The following is a 16,865-nucleotide window of genomic DNA, read 5'->3' as shown; positions in this document are numbered from 1 at the left end:
TGATCACTTTGATTGCTTAGGCGCAGATTGTAGCGAGCTGCGTGTTTCACGTGAAACCTTATCCAGTTCCATCAACGCGGTTTCGGGCTCATCGGCATGGATGATGCCGCTGGCAGCCTCCCACAGCATCAGGTTGAGCGGCGCGGCAAAATCCTCTACCGCGTAGCCTGCGGCATCCACATGACTGCCGATGCGGCGGCGCATATCGATGCCGGCCAGCGCGGCCGGCAGCCACAGGTAAACCGGCTTGCCCAGCGCGTGCGCATAGCCTGCCTCGAACGCGGTACCGCTATCGGGCTCGCTGCCGCTGCGGAACGCACGCATGTCGGCGAACACCGCATCCGCATCGCTGATCAGCCGGCAATTGGCGGCAAAGATCCAGCGGCGTTGCGCAGGCTTGTCCAGCGCCGGCACCGTACTATCGAGCGGATAAAGGCCGTGCCAGCCAACGGCCCGGCATGCCGCCTGCAGCCGTTGCCCCCAGGCCAGCGCATCACTGCGGAACACGCCCGGGCCGGCAAGGTAGAGACGCGGCATAAACTCGGTCATCGCGGATTTCCACTGCGCAAGAATGAACAAGCATCCACTATACTGACACGCAGAAAAACCGGCAGCGTCAATGCTGCGGAACGGAGGAATTGCGTGCCGCGCAATCATGATCATCATCGCCCCACGCTGGAAGCACAGCTGCGCGAACTGCAGGACGAGAACGGCCGCCTGCAGGCGCTGGTGGCCAGGCACGACCGTGATACGCACTTTCTTGAACTGCTGGACCGGCAGCTCAACGCACACCTGCTTACCGTCAACGGCCAATACCGCGAGCTGTTTGCGCAACTGGCCGGTTTCGACGCGACCTTCGCGCAGATCGAGCGCAGCGCGGTGGTGGTCAACAGCGCATTTGCCGATGAAAACGCCGCCGCACAGCGTGCCGCGGCACAGGCCGAAGCCAGTAGCCAGGAAGCAGGTGCACTGGCAGACCAGCTGATTGCGTTGGGGCAAACTGCACAGGCATCCGCATATGCGATCGATGAACTTGACCGCCGTTCTGGCGAGATCGTCAATTTCGTGCAATTGATCCAGGGCATTGCCAAGCAGACCAACCTGCTGGCACTCAATGCGGCGATCGAGGCGGCGCGCGCCGGCGAGGCGGGTCGTGGCTTCGCCGTGGTGGCCGATGAAGTACGCAAGCTGGCCGAGAACACCAATAGCGCAGCGGGTGAAATCGCGGTGATTGTCACTGCCATCCACGATGGCACGCAGGCTGCGCGCAGCACCATGCAGGCACTGAGCGTGGCTGCGGATGAGCACGGCCAGCAAGGCGTGGCTGCTGCCAGCAGCATGCGCGATGCCGGCAACAGCGCAGCAGAATTGGCCGCGCGCATCAGCCGCCACGGCGACACGCAGATGCTGGAACTGGCCAAGCTGGCATTGCAGCGCTACAAGGCGCGCGTGTATGTGCGGCTGTTCGGCAGCGGTGATTTGGATGCCGAAGCGGCGCTGACGGTACTGGCACAAGGCGAGCTGGCGCAGTGGCTGGCTGACCCGGCCATCAAGGCGCGCACCGCGAAGTTGCGCAGCTACGGCAACCTGGGCAAGGCCTTGCAAAGCACCAGCCAAGCGGGTGCACAGGCGATACGCGCCTTCGATGCTAAGGCGCTGGATGAAGCAACCGCTGCGGCGCGGCAGATGGAAAGCGCCAGCCAGTCTGCGCTGGCGGCGCTGGATGATCTGGCGCGTGAGCTGGCCGCAGACTGATCATTGACGTGATTGCGGGCAATGCGCCCCGCATGCGCCATCCGGCTCAGGCGCTGACGCGCACCGCGGCAAACTCCGCCAGTTTCTTTTCAAACCACGCGGTATCGCGCCAGCCGGTGAATTCGGCGTGCTTGATATCGTCCCAGATGCTGAATACCCAGCGCCGCAGTGGCCAGCCTTCCGGCATGGTGGTTTGCGCCTGGTAGCGCTCCAGCAGGCGGAAATCGGCTCGGGCATCGGGCAGGTGGAAGAGATCGAGCTCGCGATGCGAGAAGCGTGCTGCAGCCGGGTCGATCACCGCCACCAGCCGCCACGTAGCCGGGTCGACCAGATAATTGCCGGCATGGCCGTCATCGTGGATAAAGCTGGGCGGATCATTGGCCAGCGGTGCCAGCAATGTATCCAGATCATCCAGTGTGGCGAAAAGCGCGGTTTTCAGGCCGGCGCTGAAGCCATCCGCGTGTTCGAGGAATGCGCAACGCGGCTGCAAGTAGGCACGGTAGCTGGCCGCAAAGTTGGGGTAGCTGCGGCCATCCAGGTCTTCGAAGCCGCTGCCCCGCTGCGCATGCCAGTGGCGCTGCAGCGTGACGATTTCCTCCGCCAGCGCATCCGCGTGTTCCAGCGGGGTTTCGGATGAATTCACGCCGGCCACAAAGCTCATCACGAACGCATCCCAGCCGCCTTCCGCCACGGTTTCGAAGCGCAGGATCTCCGGCACCACGATGGCTGCCGGTGTCATCTGCCGCAGCAGCCGGGTGGCGCGCGCTTCACGCTCGGCCAGCCCGGCAGTGCGGAAGCGCTTGACCACGCGCTGTTCGCCATTGGCCAGCCGCAGCACGCACACCTGGCCATAGAAGCCGTTGAATACTTGTTGCACCACGGGGGCCTCGCCAAACCAGGCAAGCGAGCGCTGGCGCAACCAGTCGAGTATGGGTGGATCAAGTTCCGGCATGATGGCTCAGAGAATATTGGTTTTGCCTAATATACTCTTTTTGCGTAATCAGCCGGAATGTTCGTCCTTCGCAACCGGCTTGTTCTGGAATCACATTGCCAAGCCAAGGCTGCCCGATACCCGGGGCCGCTACCCGATGAAATGCAGCTGGCAAGGCGCGGCCGGCGAGGCGTGGCCGACGAGGCATGCGACACGCAGGCAGTGCAACATGTACGGCCAGTGATGCTTGGCCCCCGGCTCGGCGCCCCCGGCTCGCCGTCTGCGCAAAACGGCCGCCACAGGGTTTTGTTGTCGGTGCTTAAACCGGGATCGTGCGCTCGCTGGCCCATGCGCGCAGTGCGGCCAGGTCTTCAGCCCGCAATATCGACAGCGGCCGGGTGTTCTGCAACGCTACGATCAGGTCGGCCTGCGCCAGTTTGCGCGATGCTGCGTGCGCCTCGATCAGCGCGGTGCGCACCGCAGCTTCGATTTCCGCGCCGGAGAACCCCATGCTGCTGGCCAGCAACGCCGCCTGGTCAAAGCTGGCCAGGTCATGCTTGCGCCGCGCCAGATGGCTGCGGAAGATCGCCGCGCGTGCGGCATCGTCCGGCAGATCGACAAAGAAGATTTCGTCGAAGCGGCCGCGGCGCAGCAGTTCCGGCGGCAGTACACCCACGTCGTTGGCGGTGGCCACCACGAAGGCGGATGCCTTGCGCTCGTTCATCCACGTGAGCAAGGTGCCCAGCACGCGGCGTGATACGCCGCCATCGCTCTCGCCGCCCGAGTCGCCGGCGAGGCCCTTTTCGATCTCGTCGATCCACAGCACGCACGGCGCCATGTGTTCGGCGGTAGCCAGTGCCTGGCGCAGGTTGCGCTCGGTTTCGCCATGGAATTTGTCGTACAGCGCGCCAAAATCCAGCCGCAACAGCGGCAAGCCCCAGCTGCCTGCTACGGCCTTGGCGGCCAGGCTCTTGCCGCTGCCCTGCACGCCCAGCAGCAACAGCCCCTTGGGCGCTTCCATGCCCTCCAGCGGCTGCAGGAAGGCGTTGCGGCGCAGCGACAGCCAGCGCTTCAGATTGAGGAAGCCACCCAGCTCATCGAGCCGGCTATCCGGAAACTCGAACTGCAGGCAATTCTGGCCGACGATCTGCTGCTTCTGCTTGAGGATGGGCGCCAGGTCATCCCGCGTGAGCATGCCGTCGTTGCGCAATGCCTGGCGGATCAGCCGGCGCGCGACATCGGCCGGCGTGCCGGCCAGGTATTGCACCATCAGCTGGTAGACCGCTTCGTCGGCGCGCGGCGCGCTGCCATGGTCGCGCTGGTACAGCAGCGCTTCGTCGGAAATGATTTTCCTGATGGCAGCGCCATCGGCTACCGGCGCACTGAAATGCGCGGCCAGCACGGTCAACTCCGGCGGCAGATCCAGCTTGGGCGCGATCAGCACCAGCATGCGCTCGGTACGCTCGTGCTCCTGCGCCACTTCGCGCAGCCGCCGCAAGGTCACCGCGTTATCCAGATAAGGGTGCGGATCGAGGAAGATGTACACGCCGCCACGCGGCGTGCTGTCGATGTGGCTCAACGCGGCATCCAGCGGCTGCGTATCGTAATCGCTGGCACCGCCATTGCCCTGGCGCAAGCCGTCGGCGGCGCTCCACACGTGGCAATTCAGCCGCTCCAGGTTGGCAAACTGCTCCACCAGCTTGAGCGTGGCCAGCTCCTGCGTGGTTTCCGCCAGTACCACCGGATAGCCGCAATCCCAGAACAGCTTCAGCTGCTTGATGGCTTCCGCGCTCACAGGTCGGCCTCGACTTCGTTGCCGCGCGCCTCCAGCCAAGCGCGGCGGCTGCTGGCTTCGCCCTTGCCCATCAGCATGTTCATCAGCTCGCGCGTGTTGGTAGTGACGTCGTCCGGCACGCCCACGCGCAGCACGCGGCGGGTATCCGGGTTCATGGTGGTTTCGAACAACTGCTCGGCGTTCATTTCCCCCAGGCCCTTGAAGCGCGAAATGCTCCAGGCGCCTTCGCGGATTTTCTCGGCGCGCAGCTTGTCGAGGATGGCGGTCAGCTCGCCTTCATCCAGCGCGTAGAACTTGCGTGGTGGCTTGTTCTTGCCGCTGCCGGACACATCGACGCGGAACAGCGGCGGTTGCGCCACGTAAACGTGGCCGTGCTTGATCAGGCCGGGGAAATGCCGGTAGAACAGCGTCAGCAACAACACCTGGATGTGCGAGCCATCGACGTCCGCATCGGACATGATGATGAGCTTGCCGTAGCGCAGGCCGGACAGATCCGGCGTGTCGTTGGGGCCGTGCGGATCAACCCCGAGTGCCACGGCAATGTCGTGCACCTCGTTGTTGGCAAAAATCTGGTCCTTGTCCACTTCCCAAGTATTGAGTACCTTGCCGCGCAGCGGCAGGATGGCCTGGAAATCCTTGTCGCGGCCCATCTTGGCCGAGCCGCCGGCGGAATCGCCTTCCACCAGGAACAGCTCGCAACGCTCGCCTTCGTCGCTGGCGCAATCGGTGAGCTTGCCCGGCAGCACCGCCACGCCGGAGGACTTTTTCTTTTCCACCTTGGTGGCGTTCTTCTGCCGCGATTGCGCGGCGCGGATCGCCAGCTCGGCCAGCTTCTTGCCCAGCTCCACATGCTCGTTCAGCCACAGCTCGAACGGTGATTTCACCATGGTGGACACCAGCTTCAGGCCATCGCGGCTGGTGAGCTTGTCCTTGGTCTGGCCCTGGAATTGCGGATCGAGGACCTTGGCGCTGAGCACGAACGAGCAGCGGCCGAACAGGTCTTCGGGCAGCAGCTTCACGCCCTTGGGCAGCAGGCTGTGGAATTCGATGAAGGTCTTCACCGCCTGGAACACGCCATCGCGCAGGCCGGATTCGTGCGTGCCACCAGCCGGCGTGGGGATCAGGTTCACATACGATTCGCGGTTGACGAGGCCGTCTTCGGTCCAGCTCAACGCCCACGCGCAGCCTTCGCCTTTGGAGAACGTCTCATCGATGTTGTCGATGTATTTCTCGCCGGTGAGGATGGGCGTGATCGGCGTATAGCCGGCAATCTGCTCGGCCAGGTAGCCGGTCAGGCCATCCGGGTAACACCATTCCTTGTGGATGAACTCGCCAGTGGCCGCTTCCACATCCAGCGTAACGATCAGGCCGGGCAGCAATACCGCCTTGGATTTGAGCAGGTGTTCCAGCTCGCCCTGCGGGATGTTCGGTGCGTCGAAGTACTTGGGATCCGGGCGCACGGTCACCGTGGTGCCGGTGTCTTTCTTGGCGCAGCTGCCGATCACGCTCAGCGGCTCTTTCACCTCGCCATCGCCGAATACGATGCGGCTGATGTCGCCATCGCGCTTTACTTCCACCTGCAGCAGCGTGGACAACGCATTGGTGACCGATACGCCCACGCCATGCAGGCCGCCGGAGAACGCATACGCGCCGCCGTCTTTCTTGTCGAATTTGCCACCGGCGTGCAATTGGGTGAACACCACCTGCACGGTGGGCACCCCCTCTTCCGGGTGGATGCCCACCGGGATGCCGCGGCCGTTATCGACCACCTTCATGCTCTGGTCGCGGTACAGCGTGACGGCGATGGACTTGGCAAAACCGCCGAGTGCTTCGTCGGCGGCGTTATCGATCACTTCCTGGCAGATATGCAGCGGATTATCGGTGCGGGTATACATGCCCGGCCGATGGCGGACCGGGTCGAGACCCTTGAGGACTTTAACTGCTGATTCGTCGTAGCGCGGTGTGCTCATGTTTCACGTGAAACGGGTGGGATTTATCCGGGCAAGGATAGCACAGCGCGCAAGCCCCCTTTTGCAGCCTGTACGGTACGCAATATGCATGTCATGTGGATGTCTTCAGGCTGTCATCCGCCGCTGGCTGAATACGGGCTTTCCCTAATGCCTGCGCTTTGAAAGCGTCCGCGCTGGCACCAACCCCCGGAGTAAACCTGTGCAGCTGAACATCAAACATCTGGCCCTTGCCCTGTGCGTTGCGGTACCGACCGCTTTTGCCGCTACGTCGCGCCCCAGCTTCGTCACGACGGAAATCTACAACTACAACCATCCGTACGCCGCGCAGGCCAGCAATGAACTGGCCACCAAGATGAGCAAGATGAACAGCAGCGCGTTCTACTTCTACCGTGGTACCAACCATATCTTCTTCAAGGATACGGCCACGCTGCCGGCATCGAGCTATACCACCAGCACCACTGCCTACACCTGGCTGGGCGGTGATACCCACTTGGCCAACGTGGGTTCGCAGCGCGACAGCAGCGGCAAATCCAACTTCAGCGTGAACGACTTCGACGAAGGCTATCTGGGCCAATACGTGTGGGACGTGCGCCGCATGGCCACCAGCATCGTACTGGCCGGACGTGAAAACGGCCTGTCCGACAGCAACATCACCACCGCGATCAATACCTTCGTCGGCGCGTATGTCGACAAGATGTCGGCGTTCAAGGGCAACGATGATGAAAAGACCTTCCAGCTGATTTCCAGCAACACCAGTGGCGTGGTCAAAACCAACATCACCGATGCGGACGGCAATACCCGTGCCGACCTGCTGTCCAAATACACCAGCGTGAGCGGCAGCACCCGCACCTTCCAGAACAAATCCGACCTGGTGACCGTGACCAGCGGCACCTACAACATGATTGCCGGTGCCGTGCCGGCGTACATTTCGTCGATTGCGCCGGGCAAGCAGTACGCTGCCAGTTTCTACACGGTGAAGGATATCCACCAGAAGCTGGGTTCGGGTACCGGCAGCCTGGGCCGCATGCGTTACTACATCCTGATCGAGGGCCCGAGCACATCCACCAGCGACGACGTGATCCTGGAAGTGAAGCAAGCCACCAGCAGCGCCGTTGCCACCGTGCTGCCGGGCCAGTTGCCGATGTCGGCATACGCCGGTAACGAAGGCAACCGCGTAGCGCGCACTGCCAAGGCGCAAGTGATCAATGCGGACGTGCTGATCGGTTCCACCACCATCAACAGCCAGCCGTACTACATCCACGAGAAATCGCCATTCCAGGAAGACTTCGACTACACGGATCTGTCGTCCAGCAGCAAGTTCACCACCGCGATGACGCCGGTCGGGCAGGCGCTGGCCAGTGCGCATGCATTGGCGGACAAGGATTACGACAACACCGTGGTGCCATACGGCATCGATGCCGAAGTGACCACGGCCATCACCAGCAAGAGCGGCCTGCAGGCGGAAATCGTAGCCTTTGCATTCAGCTATGCGGATCAGGTTGCGCTGGATTGGGCGTCGTTCAAATCGGCGTATGCAGCAGGTACACCGCTGTATTGATCGCAACGGGCTGGCGGCCGGGATGTGGCGGCCGCCGGCCTGCAGGCGCTTTGATTGACGGTTGATGAAGGGCAGTGCGTGATGCACTGCCCTTTTTCTTTGGCACCAAGGCAAGCAATTGGCAGAAATTGATGCTTTGTTGTCTGTTGTGCCAAATGGGCTCGTGCGATAGTGAGGTCGTGCCCCGGCATATTGCCGGATCAGGATTCAAGGAGCGTGTGCCATGCCCTATCTCAATCTGAAACTCACAGTGGAACCCTCGCAGCAAACCGCCGAACGCGCTGCGGACATTCTTACCGAGCTGACTCACACCATCCTGGGCAAAAAGCGCGAGCTGACCGCCATCGCGGTCGAGTACGTGCCGGCGTCGCAGTGGTTCATCGGCGGCAAGGCACTCAGCGGGCAGGCGCCGTCGTTCTACCTGGATATCAAGGTGACCGATGGCACCAATACCAAGGATGAAAAAGCCCGCTACGTGCGCGAGGTATTTGCCGCGTTCGAGCGGGAGTTCGGCACGCTGCAGGCGGCCAGCTATGTACTGGTGGACGATGTGCGTGCCGATGCCTGGGGCTGGCAGGGGAAGACGCAGGAATACCGCTACGTGCAGGCGCTGCCGCTGTGAGCGCGGCTGAAGCGGCCAGCGCCGGCCGGCCAGCCGGTGCACCGGTCAGTGCGGTGGCACGCCGCAACATCCGTACCCTTACCGCGTGCCAGGCGCTGTATGTAGCGGCCATCTCCATCGACCTGACGCTGACCGGGCTGGCCGGCTACACGCTGGCCACGGACAAGGCGCTGGCCACGCTGCCGTTTGCGTTGATCACCATCGCCAGCATGCTGACGGCGCTGGTGTCGCCGCACTGGCAGCAGAAGGTGGGCCGCAGGCTGGGCTTTGCCACCGGTGCCGGTATCGGCGCGTTGGGGGCGGCCACCTCGGTACTGGCGATGTACCGGCAAGATTTCTGGCTGTTTTGCGTGGGCACCGCGTGCATCGGGGTATTCCAGGCGTTTGCCGGCTATTACCGGCTGGCAGCGGCGGATAACGTGGATGCCGCAGCCAAGAGCCGCGCCATTGCCACCGTGCTGACCGGCGGCGTGGTGGCCGCTGTGTGCGGGCCGCTGCTGGCGCGGATCTCGCAAGGCTGGGTGCCACATGTGGCGTTTGCCGGCGCGTATGCACTGGCCTGCCTGTTCGGCATCGTGTCGATGGCGCTGTTGCTGTGGCTGTACCGGGATGTGCAGCCGCACGCCGCGCAGCAGCAGGACAGCCGCCCCGCCCGGCCGCTGCGCGAGATCATCGCTCAGCCGGTGTTCATTGCTGCGCTGGCCAACAACGTGGTCGCCTATGGCGTGATGATCTGTTTGATGACCGCTACGCCACTGGCAATGATCGCATGCGGCTTCGGCATCGATGACGGCGCCGGGGTGATCCAGTGGCATATGCTGGGCATGTTTGCGCCATCGTTTTTCTCTGGCTGGCTGATCCAGCGGCTGGGCCCGGCGCTGGTGGCCATGAGCGGGGCGGTGCTGATTGCCGCATGCGCACTCACCGGGCAGGCATCGAACGCATTGCCGTTTTTCTATGGATCGCTATTGTTGCTGGGGCTGGGCTGGAATTTCATGTTCGTGGCGGGCACCACCTTGCTGGCGCAGGCGTACCGGCCCAGCGAGCGTGCCAAAACGCAAAGCACCGCTGAATTCACTACCGGCGCATTCACCGCGCTGTGCTCGGCCGCCGCCGCGCCGCTGATCCAGCATCTGGGCTGGGCCACATTGAACCAGCTTGCATTGCCGCTGTTGCTGATCCCCGTGCTGGCCACGCTGTACTGGCAGCTGGATGGGCGCCGCAAGGTGGTTGCATGCTGAACAATGAATTTGCGGAGCGGATGCAAACCGGCATGGTGCATGCGGCAGGGTTTACCGCGGACAGGGCATGGGGGGCGCTGGAGCTGGCGCAAATCGATGCCGCCACGGTGCGCCTGCACTGGACCGATACGCCCTACCACTGGCATGTGAACGACGGTGATGAAGTGTTTGCGGTGCTGGATGGCCGGGTGGACATGCTGTACCGCGACGAGGATGGCGAGCAATGTGTGCGGCTGGGCGTGGGCGATGTGTTCTATGCGGCTACCGGTACCGCGCACCTGGCCATGCCGCTGGGCGAGGCGCGCATCCTGGTGATCGAGCGCAAGGGGAGCGAATGATGGGCAAGCTGGTGGTGTTCCTGCTGTATGACGACGTGAACGTGCTGGATGTGGCCGGGCCGATCGAGGTGTTCTCGCAACCGTGCCGCAACCGCCCGGCAGGTGCCGCCGAGCCGTACCGCATCATGCTGGTGTCCGCGCATGGCGGGCCGGTGCGTACCTCATCCGGCGTGGTGATGCATACGGAAGCATTTGCCGCGCTGGGCGATGACGCGATCGATACGCTGGTGGTACCCGGCGGCGTGGAGGCGCAGCCTGCAGTTGCAGGCGTGGCTGCGGCCACCGCGCTGCTGGCGCCACGCGCGCAGCGGATTGCATCGGTATGCACAGGGGCCATCATCCTGGCGTATGCCGGCTTGCTGGGCGGGCGCCGCGCCACCACGCACTGGCGCTATGTGCAGCAGCTGCACGCTGCGGACGCCAGCGTGCAGATCGAGCCGGATGCGCTGTACGTGCACGATGGCCCGGTGTGGACGTCTGCCGGCATTTCCGCCGGCATCGACCTGGCGCTGGCACTGGTGGAGGCAGACTTGGGCCATGCGGCAGTGATGACGGTAGCGCGGCAGATGGTGGTGTTCATCAAGCGCCCCGGCGGGCAATCGCAGTTCAGCGCGCCGCTGTCCGCACAAAGCAGCGATGCGCAGTTTGCCGACTTGCATGCCTGGATGGCCGCACACCTGGCGGCAGATCTGCGGGTGGAAACCCTGGCCGAGCGCAGCCATATGAGCCCGCGCAGCTTTGCCCGTCACTACACCGCCAAAACCGGCAACACCCCCGCACGCGGGGTTGAACTGATGCGGCTGGAAGCCGCCATGCAGCAACTGATCCACGCGGACTGGCCGCTCAAGCGCATTGCCGCGGCATGCGGTTTTGGCGACGAACAGAACTTGCGCCGCGTGTTCCAGCGCCATATGGGGTTGAACCCGCTGCAATACCGCGAGCGCTTTGGCGTGCAGGTGGCAGCCTGAGTATTGCGCCTTTTCCGGCATCATCATCAGCACGGGCGTCTTCCAGCGGCTGCTTGACGGAACGATCCAGCAAGATTCCAAACAACTTTCAAGCGTGTGATTTTGCCCCGCCGATCACCCAGGAATTGGCAATCTGATCAATCGGGAAGAAGTTACGCGTTGCCGGCATTCGCGCAGCGTCAATTAGCTCGGTGCAGCGGCCAACGCGCAATGGCTGGCCCGGGGCGGAACGGGCTATCTAGCCTCGCCATAGCTTCCACCACGGCTTGCTCCCTGAACCTGGCTTGCAGAGAAACATCTTTGCAGGCTTCTCGATCAGCTTGCCAATACCGTACTCGATTTGAGGCGGTTGACCGTTGTACGGGATAAGCAGGTACACAGAGTCACCCGAAGAATGCTCCAGCAACGCCACGATGGTTCTGCATTCATCTGTCGTGATGGCGGGAGGTAGCTGGACCTTGCCAGTCGACCCGCCGATGCCCGGTGAATGGTAGAAAATGCTCGCAGCCTGAATTTCCCCGGATTTCGCCTGCAATGCAAACGTGTTCTCAAAATGCTCGAGAGCTTGCGCAACAGAAAACTGAGTGGTGCCGTCGGTTGTTAATGCGTGGCCTGACAATTTTCCCTTATCGTCTATCGTGGCGGCGTGGGGTGCAAACATACCTTTGCGATGAAAGTCCTGAACCATGGGGAGCACGCCGTGGATCAGCTCGTCGAGCTGAGGATGGAGTGCCATAAAAAGTAGAGACCTTGAAATGGGTAAATGGAAACGACATATCGGCGATTTATCGCCCGCAACCCGAGTTGATGCCAGTGCCCCTGAACACCAATGGCAGCAGAAATATTCTACAGAAAGCCGCTTTGCCCGCTCGCGCTAGCGAACTTCCCTTGCTGTGTGACAGCTGTTCGCGCCAGGCTGTGTGACTAATCACGCAACGGTGGCGGTTTTGGCGGGTCTATCGCGGATTGCCAGCCATACCGAGCGCCCCATGATGCAACGCCTTGCCCAAGCCATCGGCCTGCCCACACTGCAGGTCGTCATCGACGATTTCATCGCCGCCCTGCGCCAGCACCCGCTGTTCGCCGCCATGATGAGCCAGGCCGAACCCGGCCGGTTGCGCCGGCGCCTGATCGCCTTCTGGTACGCCGCGCTGGATGGTGAAAGCTACCGCCTGCCCAGTGAAGAGTGCCCGCCTTTGCGGCCGCTATCGCAAGACCAGTGGCGCGTAACCCAGGCACTGTTCGGCCGCGCCATCAACCGGCATGTACCTGCCTACCTTGCCAAGCCGTGGCAGCAGCGGCTGGAGTGGTTCGGGCAGTCGCTGCCGTTGAGTGGGCGGATGGGGTAATACCGGCTATCGCAGCCTCAATGCGGAAATTGCCGCGATAGATAGCTGTGCCACAGCATCTCCACGAAATCGTTGCGCTGGTGTCTCTCGATGGTTGCAATGATGAGGCTAAAATCATCGGACGCGTACCCGGCCAGCTCGGCATGACCAGTCAGCTGCAATACCTCCTTGAAGACCGTTTCCCTGACTTCCTTTGCGAGGCTGCTTTCTGCGCCATCTGGCTGAACCGCTGCAAAGGCTGCGCACCATGCTGCATCGAAGCAGGGCGAATCCCTTGCATCCAGCATGGCATCCCAGTTTTGCTCGCTGGAGAATAGCTCGCGCAGAAAACTCCCGTTATTGATCCGGGTAACGAACTCACCGGCACCAATCATCAACACGCCTGATCGCCGTGGAAGTACTCCCACGCGTGGCTTTCCAGATCGCCCGTCAGGAGATTATTCTCGTCATCATGCAACTGGAAGGGCGTCTGCCGGTCACCTATCGCTGCGCAGCCGTCCAGGCCGAGCAGCACCGTGTACAACGCATCGGTCAGCACCGACGAGACGATCGTTTTTACCAGCGCCCTTTGCGATTCATCCATGCCTGCTTCCGCGAGCATTTTCACTCTCGAGGTTCTCGGATCTTGGCCGAAGTAGCCCTCTTCCAGCTGCTTTTTGAGCTGCACGAACTCTTGAATGAATTCTTCCGGAGTCATTACTGTTTCCTGCTTGCTTGAAGGTTGCTTGATATATGCAATTTGCTGCTGAACTGCAGATTTCTTTGGCGCAAGTTGGGATCATCAACCATCGTCATCGTCGATCTGATCTTTCAGATCGGCCAGCATTTCCTCGAATTCATCTTGCGTAACGGTTGCAATGTCCTCCGGTCGCAGAAACATGGCTGTCGCATCCAGATTGGCGATCAGATCCGCTGATTCGCCTTCTGCCAGCTTGCGTTCGGACCATTCCCGGTAGCCCGGGATTTTCAGCAGCGGATAATCCTGGCCGCGTGCCCGCAAATCCAGACTGCGTATTGCGATCTCTTTGTCAGTAGCCATAAGTACATGCCTTATGTGGGCTTCCCATGAAAATCTACAGCGCGCGCCGGTACTGGATCGCTTCGGCAATATGCGCGCTGCGGATCGCTTCGCTGCCAGCCAGATCGGCAATGGTGCGTGCCACCTTCAAGACCCGGTGATAAGCGCGGGCGGACAGACCCAGTTTGCTCAGTGCGGTTTGCAGCAATGCCCGGCCGGCGGCGTCCGGCGCGCAGTGGGTATCGATTTCTGCTGCGCTGAGCGCAGCGTTGGCCTTGCCCTGGCGCGTGCGCGCACGGCCGTGGGCGGCATGCGCACGCTGGCGTACCGCGTGGCTGGATTCGCCATCGGCGGCGTTGAGCAAGGCGGTTTCGGGCAATGCGGGTACTTCCACCAGCAGATCGATCCGGTCGAGAAAAGGGCCGGATAGTTTGCCGCGATAGCGGGCAATCTGCTCCGGGCTGCAGCGGCACGGTTTGCTGCTGTGGCCGAGGTAGCCGCACGGGCACGGGTTCATCGCGGCCACCAGCTGGAAGCGGGCCGGGAATTCCACCGCGCGTGCGGCGCGGCTGATATGGATGCTGCCGGTTTCCAGCGGCTCGCGCAGTACTTCCAGTACTTTTCTGTCGAACTCGACCAGTTCATCCATGAACAGCACGCCATGGTGGGCGAGCGATATTTCGCCGGGTTGCGGAATCGCACCCCCTCCTACCAAGGCCACGGCCGATGCCGTGTGATGAGGTGATCTGTAAGGACGCTGGCCGAAGCGCTTGATGTCGAAGCCGCTGTGCGACAGCGATTGCACGTTGGCAACGTCCAGCGCTTCGTCGGTTTCCAGCGGTGGCAGCAGGCCGGGCAGCCGTTGCGCCAGCATGGATTTGCCGGTGCCCGGCGGGCCGATCAACAGGAGCGAATGGCGGCCTGCAGCGGCGATTTCCAGTGCGCGCTTGGCGTGCACCTGGCCACGCACTTCGCGCAGATCCGGGTAGAGCGGTTCCGCACTGATGGCAGCGGGTTCCGGTATGGTCAGCGCTTCGTTGCTGGCGAGGTGCCGGCATACTTCCAGCAAATGGCTGGCGGCGAGCACTTCTGCGCCCGGGTAGAGCGCAGCTTCCTGTGCGCTTTCCATCGGCAGCACCAATTTCCGCTGCGCGCCAAACGCCGCGCGTGCCAGTGCCAGGCCGCCGCGCACCGGGCGCAGATCGCCGGCCAGGCCCAGTTCGCCAGCGAACTCGTAATCCTTGAGCTTGTCCGCCGGGATCTGTCCGCTGGCGGCAAGAATGCCGATGGCAATGGCCAGATCGAACTGGCCGGATGACTTGGGCAAATCCGCCGGGGCCAGGTTGACGGTGATCTTGCGGGCGGGGAAATCGAACCCGGCTACCGTCAGCGCTGCGCGTACGCGGTCACGGCTTTCCTTGACTTCGATCTCGGGCAAGCCGACCAGATTGCATGAGGGCAAGCCGTTGGCAAGGTGGACTTCAACAGCGACAGGCAGCGCAGCCAGGCCAACCAGGGCGCGGCTGTGGACGATGGCGAGGGACATGGAATCATTCAGGGCGGCAACGCTTGTTTATAGCGTAGTGGCCGCCCGACCGCGATGTTTGCCGGGCGGGTGTTGCAGGCAGGCACGCGGCGTGACGGCATCTGCACTGTAGCCTGCAATACCGGTACTGGCCTCAGGCCGGCGCCAATCGGCTGTGGATCAGTGCGGCGAACCATGCTGCAAAATCCGTGGCAATGCGGGAAGCGCGCCGCGTGCACAGTTCGTAGCAGATGGCTGCACATTCAATATGGTTAACGCCCGTATCCAGGCAGTAAGGCGCGTCGTCGTCGGCCTGTATCACCACCAGCGTAGCGGGCAATTGCCATTCCTCGCGGTAGCGCAGCGTATCGCCAAGCACCGAGCCGCCACCCAGGTCGTCGAGCGCATCGTCCAGGATGCCGGAAATGGTGGTGTCGCCGATGGCCAGTGCGCCGAACTGCTCCAGAAAGGCGATGTAGCCTGGCGGCAGTGTGACGCCCAAGCGGGCTTCACGCGCGCTGATGACGGCACTGCTGGCGGGTATGGCGCGCCAGATGTCGAAGGCGTCTGCATCCGTTGCCGTGATCAGTTGTTCAAGCACGTCCATTTAACCTCGCCTCCCCTGCAAAACCATTCCGGCACCGGATAGCATCCGCTTCTTCTGCAACTATCCGTGCGTGCGTGCCTGCGGGCAAGCAAACGCAGCAGGAAAATTGCCGTGCAAAGCATATTTCTGCTGCGCTTGCGCGGGCCGCGGCTGATCTGGATGCAATGCCCGGGGGCCGCACCACCACTGCGCTGCACGAGGTGGAACTATTGCCCATTGCGTCCATTGAAAATTGCCGGTGGCAGCCGGCAGCACGCGGCTTATGGTTGAGGCTCCCTTTCCACGTTCCGGAGCGCCCCATGCCTATTGTGACCACAACCGATCAGACCGAGCTGTATGTGAAAGACTGGGGCCAGGGCAAGCCGGTGATCCTGCTCAGCGGCTGGCCGTTCTCGGCGGATAGCTGGGATGACCAGGCGGTGGCGATTGCCAATGCCGGCTACCGCGTGATCGCGTATGACCGGCGTGGCTTCGGGCGCTCGTCGCAGCCATGGCATGGCTACGACTACGATACGCTGGCGGACGATCTGGCTGCGGTGGTGGGCTATGCCGGCGCGCAGGATGTCACGCTGGTGGGGTTCTCGATGGGCGGGGGCGAGGTGGCGCGCTACATGTCGCGCTATGGCGGCAAGGGGGTGGTGCAGGCGGCGCTGATCTCGTCGATCGTGCCCTATATGCTCAAGACTGCAGACAACCCGGACGGCACCGAGCAAGCGGTATTCGATGAGATGGCGGCGGGTATCAATGCAGACCGGCCCAAGTTCTTTGCCAGCTTCTTCAAGGACTTTTTCGGCGTCAGCCTGATTTCGCACCCGGTCAGTGATGAATTGCTCGACTGGGCGCAGCGTATGGCACTGCAGGCCAGCCTGCGGGCCACGCTGGAATGTGCGAAGTCGTTCTCCACCACGGATTTGCGCCCCGATCTGGCGGCGTTCAATGTGCCCACGCTGATCATCCACGGTACCGACGATAAAACCGTGCCCATCGATGCGTCTGCGCGCGCAGCCAGCCGCGGCATTGCCGGTGCCACGCTGCTGGAATACGACGGTGCCCCGCACGGGCTGTTCGCTACCGAGAAAGCGCGGCTGACCGACGACCTGCTGACCTTCCTGCGCGGCTAGGTAGCGGCAGGTGCCGGTGGCCCGTTGGTGCGCGCATCGGGCTGCCTGGCGGTGCAGATGTGTGCAC

Annotated in this window: 18 protein-coding genes; 8 read left to right on the top strand and 10 right to left on the bottom strand. The window is 62.6% G+C overall.

The features are described 5' to 3' along the window. Positions 1-3: 3 nt before the first annotated feature. The gene (locus IGB42_RS15570) at positions 4-549 is read right to left on the bottom strand and encodes a nucleoside 2-deoxyribosyltransferase (protein WP_159673294.1); all 546 of its coding nucleotides are present in this window, start codon (positions 547-549) and stop codon (positions 4-6) included. Between IGB42_RS15570 and IGB42_RS22455 the strand changes: the two genes are divergently transcribed. Beyond that, positions 439-1,755 (top strand): methyl-accepting chemotaxis protein, encoded by a 1,317-nt coding sequence (locus IGB42_RS22455; protein ID WP_255461501.1) that lies wholly within the window; start codon positions 439-441, stop codon positions 1,753-1,755. The two genes, IGB42_RS15570 and IGB42_RS22455, sit on opposite strands and share 111 nt — an antisense overlap. Positions 1,756-1,801: 46 nt before the next feature. On the opposite strand, the gene IGB42_RS15560 is transcribed toward IGB42_RS22455, so the two are convergent. The 3 genes from IGB42_RS15560 to parE all read right to left on the bottom strand — a co-directional run bounded on the left by IGB42_RS15560 (position 1,802) and on the right by parE (position 6,451). After that, the gene (locus IGB42_RS15560; protein ID WP_159673292.1) at positions 1,802-2,707 is read right to left on the bottom strand and encodes a phosphotransferase; all 906 of its coding nucleotides are present in this window, start codon (positions 2,705-2,707) and stop codon (positions 1,802-1,804) included. Positions 2,708-3,005: 298 nt separating this feature from the next. Then, positions 3,006-4,481 carry an AAA family ATPase gene (locus IGB42_RS15555; RefSeq protein WP_159673290.1) on the bottom strand — a complete coding sequence of 492 codons (1,476 nt, stop codon included), beginning with the start codon at positions 4,479-4,481 and terminating at the stop codon, positions 3,006-3,008. Further along, positions 4,478-6,451 carry a DNA topoisomerase IV subunit B gene (parE, locus tag IGB42_RS15550; protein ID WP_159673287.1) on the bottom strand — a complete coding sequence of 658 codons (1,974 nt, stop codon included), beginning with the start codon at positions 6,449-6,451 and terminating at the stop codon, positions 4,478-4,480. The genes IGB42_RS15555 and parE overlap by 4 nt, the downstream gene beginning before the upstream one ends. A 199-nt stretch (positions 6,452-6,650) precedes the next feature. Between parE and IGB42_RS15545 the strand changes: the two genes are divergently transcribed. The 5 genes from IGB42_RS15545 (at position 6,651) to IGB42_RS15525 (ending at position 11,178) form a co-directional block, all read left to right on the top strand. Further along, complete coding sequence (locus IGB42_RS15545) at positions 6,651-8,009, top strand: DUF2252 domain-containing protein (protein WP_201799960.1); 1,359 nt, start codon at positions 6,651-6,653, stop codon at positions 8,007-8,009. A 223-nt stretch (positions 8,010-8,232) separates the two neighbouring features. Beyond that, complete coding sequence (locus IGB42_RS15540) at positions 8,233-8,631, top strand: 4-oxalocrotonate tautomerase family protein (RefSeq protein ID WP_159673284.1); 399 nt, start codon at positions 8,233-8,235, stop codon at positions 8,629-8,631. Beyond that, positions 8,628-9,872, top strand: coding sequence for an MFS transporter (locus IGB42_RS15535; RefSeq protein WP_201799959.1), 1,245 nt, complete (start codon positions 8,628-8,630; stop codon positions 9,870-9,872). The genes IGB42_RS15540 and IGB42_RS15535 overlap by 4 nt, the downstream gene beginning before the upstream one ends. Next, the gene (locus tag IGB42_RS15530) at positions 9,866-10,210 is read left to right on the top strand and encodes a cupin domain-containing protein (RefSeq protein ID WP_236822605.1); all 345 of its coding nucleotides are present in this window, start codon (positions 9,866-9,868) and stop codon (positions 10,208-10,210) included. Before IGB42_RS15535 ends, IGB42_RS15530 begins: the two co-directional genes overlap by 7 nt. Continuing rightward, entirely contained in the window at positions 10,207-11,178 is a 972-nt protein-coding gene (locus tag IGB42_RS15525) for a GlxA family transcriptional regulator (protein WP_159673281.1), read from the top strand. Before IGB42_RS15530 ends, IGB42_RS15525 begins: the two co-directional genes overlap by 4 nt. A gap of 238 nt (positions 11,179-11,416) precedes the next feature. Here IGB42_RS15525 and IGB42_RS15520 read toward each other — a convergent pair whose 3' ends face one another. Next, a complete protein-coding gene (locus IGB42_RS15520) occupies positions 11,417-11,914 on the bottom strand; it encodes a hypothetical protein (RefSeq protein ID WP_159673278.1) in 498 nt (165 codons plus the stop codon). Between the two features lie 253 nt (positions 11,915-12,167). Between IGB42_RS15520 and IGB42_RS15515 the strand changes: the two genes are divergently transcribed. Then, positions 12,168-12,527, top strand: a complete 360-nt coding sequence (locus IGB42_RS15515; RefSeq protein WP_159673276.1) for a hypothetical protein — start codon at positions 12,168-12,170, stop codon at positions 12,525-12,527. A 17-nt stretch (positions 12,528-12,544) separates the two neighbouring features. On the opposite strand, the gene IGB42_RS15510 is transcribed toward IGB42_RS15515, so the two are convergent. The 5 genes from IGB42_RS15510 to IGB42_RS15490 all read right to left on the bottom strand — a co-directional run bounded on the left by IGB42_RS15510 (position 12,545) and on the right by IGB42_RS15490 (position 15,677). Next, a complete protein-coding gene (locus tag IGB42_RS15510; RefSeq protein WP_159673273.1) occupies positions 12,545-12,901 on the bottom strand; it encodes a hypothetical protein in 357 nt (118 codons plus the stop codon). Next, positions 12,901-13,224, bottom strand: a complete 324-nt coding sequence (locus tag IGB42_RS15505) for a hypothetical protein (RefSeq protein ID WP_159673270.1) — start codon at positions 13,222-13,224, stop codon at positions 12,901-12,903. The genes IGB42_RS15510 and IGB42_RS15505 overlap by 1 nt, the downstream gene beginning before the upstream one ends. Before the next feature lie 84 nt (positions 13,225-13,308). After that, the gene (locus tag IGB42_RS15500) at positions 13,309-13,566 is read right to left on the bottom strand and encodes a hypothetical protein (RefSeq protein WP_159673267.1); all 258 of its coding nucleotides are present in this window, start codon (positions 13,564-13,566) and stop codon (positions 13,309-13,311) included. Positions 13,567-13,600: 34 nt separating this feature from the next. Beyond that, entirely contained in the window at positions 13,601-15,091 is a 1,491-nt protein-coding gene (locus IGB42_RS15495; RefSeq protein ID WP_159673265.1) for a YifB family Mg chelatase-like AAA ATPase, read from the bottom strand. 133 nt (positions 15,092-15,224) lie between these two features. Further along, positions 15,225-15,677 carry an SMI1/KNR4 family protein gene (locus tag IGB42_RS15490; protein WP_159673262.1) on the bottom strand — a complete coding sequence of 151 codons (453 nt, stop codon included), beginning with the start codon at positions 15,675-15,677 and terminating at the stop codon, positions 15,225-15,227. Positions 15,678-15,976: 299 nt separating this feature from the next. Here IGB42_RS15490 and IGB42_RS15485 point away from each other — a divergent pair, with 299 nt between their 5' ends. Then, a complete protein-coding gene (locus IGB42_RS15485) occupies positions 15,977-16,798 on the top strand; it encodes an alpha/beta fold hydrolase (RefSeq protein ID WP_159673260.1) in 822 nt (273 codons plus the stop codon). The last annotated feature ends 67 nt before the right edge of the window (positions 16,799-16,865 follow it).

It is taken from the genome of Andreprevotia sp. IGB-42, from assembly GCF_009848685.1.
GTDB lineage: Bacteria > Pseudomonadota > Gammaproteobacteria > Burkholderiales > Chitinibacteraceae > Andreprevotia.
This window is presented reverse-complemented; position numbering and strand designations above follow the sequence as displayed.